The organism is Veillonella sp., assembly GCF_015058545.1.
GTDB lineage: Bacteria > Bacillota > Negativicutes > Veillonellales > Veillonellaceae > Veillonella_A.
In genome coordinates, this window is the sequence record NZ_SVCB01000054.1 from 1 (window position 1) to 3,232 (window position 3,232).

The window sequence follows — 3,232 nt, forward strand, 5'->3', positions numbered from 1 at the left end:
CATGCCAACGAGTACGTTATCTTCCAAGGTGGATGCATGAACGATGGCACCGTGACCGATGGTTACGAAATCGCCGAGTACACAGGCTTTGTCGTTGTCTACATGGAGTACGGAGTTGTCCTGTACATTGGTGTAGCGACCAACAATAATTTTATTTACGTCACCGCGAGCGGCTACGTTTTGCCAAAGGGAGGCATATTCTTTAAGCTCTACATCGCCGGCAATTTCAGCGCCAGGCATGAGGCAGCTTTTTGGATCTAATTTTGGGTATTTTCCGTTAAATGGTAACATAGTAAAAACTCCTTTTCTAAAAAATACATGGCCTCGGAACACTGTGACAGTTCGTTGAGGCCATGGTAAGGTTAATACTAAATCTTAAGCGAAGCGCTGTGCTTTTTTGATGGCTTCTTTTGCTTCGGCGATTACAGATTCAACGATTACTTTAGCCGGTTCAACTTTAGTCAAGCGATTTAAGCTCTGACCGCACTGTACGGCACCGTTTACAATATCGCCTTCAACAGCTGCTTTGCGGTTAGTACCAACCGACATAGCTGTTAATTCGTCTTTTGGAGCACAGCTGAATTCAGCTTCCAAGTATTTTTGCGTAAATTCATTTTTTAAGGAACGAACGCCGCCGTGACCGCTGGTTAAGCCGGTTACCGCAGAGTCGGTGTCGGTAGCATTGATGATGGCATCTTTACAGTTCTGATGCATCTGGCATTCTTCTGCTAAGATGAAGCGGGAACCCATTTGTACGCCTTCAGCGCCCATAGTGAGGGCAGCAGCTAAGGCACGACCGTCAGCGATACCGCCGGCAATAACTACAGGGATATCTACTTCAGGCAATACGTTTTCCATGAGTGCCATGGTCGTCTGGGTGCCGATATGACCGCCTGCTTCCTGGCCTTCAATGATGAGGGCATCAGCGCCGGCAGCAGCCACACGTTTAGCCAATTTAACGTTTGGTACAACCGGAATTACTTTGATACCGGCTTCATGCATTGGTTCAATAAAAGGAACCGGGTTGCCTGCACCCAAAGTAACGAAAGCCGGTTTTTCTTCTTTAATAACGGCTACGATTTCGTCGATGTTTTTAGCCATTAACATGAGGTTTACACCGAACGGTTTGTCCGTTAAATTTTTAGCGGCACGGATTTCGTCACGCACCCAATCAGCTTCACGACCGCCCGTAGCGATAACGCCGGTAGCACCGGCATTGGCAACAGCAGCTACTAAGATATGTTCAGACGTCCAAGCCATAGCGCCCTGGATAATCGGATATTCAATGCCAAGAAGTTCAGTCAATTTTGTTTTCATAGTCTACCTCCTGTAAATGTAGATGTTTATTATTATAAAAAGTTGTGAATCATTTCAAAAAATGAAGTAACTGAAAATTACTTTTATTTCCATTACTAATTATAAAGGATATTAATGAAAAAGTCTATAAATAGAAATATTTCGAAAATCTAGTTTTACAATCTTAGGTGAATTTGATAATATCTCAATGAAGAAGAATGTTTTACTAAAATCATAGTAAATTAATACGATAAAATACCAAAATTAATAATAACTATATGCTTCATTTTATCGCGAATTTTTCATGACATAAGGCTAAAAAAGCATATAGAATAAGGCTTAATAAGGATTTAATAAATTTTGAAAAAAGATATTGAACATAATCGATATTTGTGATAGACTAAAGATGTAGATACAAGTGTCTATTCTAAAATGAAAGGAGGAACAAGTGATGGAAAAATACGTATGCGTAGTATGCGGTTGGGTTTATGACGAAGCCGTTGAAGGTGTAAAATTTGAAGATCAACCTGATGATTATGTTTGCCCAATCTGTGGCGTTGGTAAAGATCAATTCGAAAAAATGTAATTGATTGACATCTGAATCAGAAATAAAAAATATAAAGCCTCCTTGCAAAAGGGGGCTTTTCTCATCATTCTAAAATACACTTTTAAAGGCGTTGAGGGTCTCTTACGAGTGTATTTTCGGTTATCTGTCTCCTCAAGCATAGTTATTAAATCGGACACGCACGATTTTAGTAAGAAAAATACAGTAAGAATGTAGATAACAATTTGACAAAGACATGTTAGATAGCTATAATATTATAGTCGAGGTAAAATTATGAAACTGCAAGTAGAGCAAGCAAAAGAACACATAGGAAAATCTTTTCCTTTTCAATTTACTGAACCGGCTACAGTGCTGGGGGATGTAACTGCTTTTCCTTGGAGCCGTCATGATATAACCATTAGTGGTGATTTTCGTTACGATGGACAGGACTTCATCGTAGAAGGAACCGTAACAACCAATGGTGATTATGAATGTACGCGATGCTTGACGGAAGTAGCGTATTCGCAGACTACACCATTCAATGAAACCTATGGCGTCCTTAAAGAATGGGACGATGTTGAGGAAGCCGAGGTTGTTCCTTTTGATGGTGAGACCATTGATTTAACGGATCTCATTCGGGATACATTAATCATCAATGAGCCAACTCAAGTGTTATGTCAGGATGATTGCAAAGGATTGTGCGTTCATTGCGGAGCAAATAAAAATGTTTCACCTTGTTCTTGTGAATCCTTTGTAGTGGATCCTCGATTGGCAGTGCTTCGTACACTGCTCGATGAAAAAGATGATGATTAATTAAAGTCCCAGTGATTATGTTAAGGAGGTGCAGATAATGGCAGTACCAAAGCGTAGATTATCCAAATGTCGCCGCGACCGTCGTCGTGCGAACTGGAAATTAACTGTTCCAGGTTTTGTAGCTTGTCCGCAATGCCACGAACCTATGATGCCTCATCGGGTTTGCCCTACATGCGGTCATTATAAAGGAACTCAGGTTGTTAATAAGATCGCTGAATAAGACCTGCTGAGCTAGTGAATAGCTCGTTATCAAAGCGCGGTTATCCCTATGGATGACCGCGCTTTTGCCATGTCCGGATTTATGGACGCTATAGGGGAATTGTGTTATAGTAGCAGTAAAGAGTTTGATTTAGTCAGCTGCATATATAAAGGTATAAGTTTAGGTGTCAGAGAGAGTATGAATTCCAATATCGGTGCATTGCGAATGCAGATATTGGCGTCAGTATCGCTCAAGGAGGTTATTATGCGTCCCTTAACAGCAACACAACAAGCTTGGCAGGAAAAAGTAAATACATTTTGTCGTGAGTTTGTAGAACCTACCGTAATCGAACGGGATAAAGCGCAAATTTTCGATCGTCA

General features: G+C 40.8%; 4 protein-coding genes and 1 pseudogene. 3 read left to right on the forward strand and 2 right to left on the reverse strand.

The features are described 5' to 3' along the window. Together E7204_RS03545 and E7204_RS03550 are read right to left on the reverse strand one after the other, a co-directional pair. Positions 1 to 291: pseudogene (locus tag E7204_RS03545) on the reverse strand (gamma carbonic anhydrase family protein); the annotation flags it as partial. An 84-nt stretch (positions 292 to 375) separates the two neighbouring features. Then, a complete protein-coding gene (locus E7204_RS03550; protein ID WP_295181606.1) occupies positions 376 to 1,317 on the reverse strand; it encodes a nitronate monooxygenase in 942 nt (313 codons plus the stop codon). Between the two features lie 430 nt (positions 1,318 to 1,747). On the opposite strand from E7204_RS03550, the gene E7204_RS03555 reads away from it, so the two are divergent. The 3 genes from E7204_RS03555 (at position 1,748) to rpmF (ending at position 2,873) form a co-directional block, all read left to right on the forward strand. Next, a complete protein-coding gene (locus E7204_RS03555) occupies positions 1,748 to 1,882 on the forward strand; it encodes a rubredoxin (RefSeq protein WP_006554990.1) in 135 nt (44 codons plus the stop codon). Between the two features lie 252 nt (positions 1,883 to 2,134). Next, a complete protein-coding gene (locus E7204_RS03560) occupies positions 2,135 to 2,653 on the forward strand; it encodes a DUF177 domain-containing protein (RefSeq protein WP_127058220.1) in 519 nt (172 codons plus the stop codon). 37 nt (positions 2,654 to 2,690) lie between these two features. Continuing rightward, complete coding sequence (rpmF, locus tag E7204_RS03565; RefSeq protein WP_127058221.1) at positions 2,691 to 2,873, forward strand: 50S ribosomal protein L32; 183 nt, start codon at positions 2,691 to 2,693, stop codon at positions 2,871 to 2,873. Positions 2,874 to 3,232 lie beyond the last annotated feature (359 nt).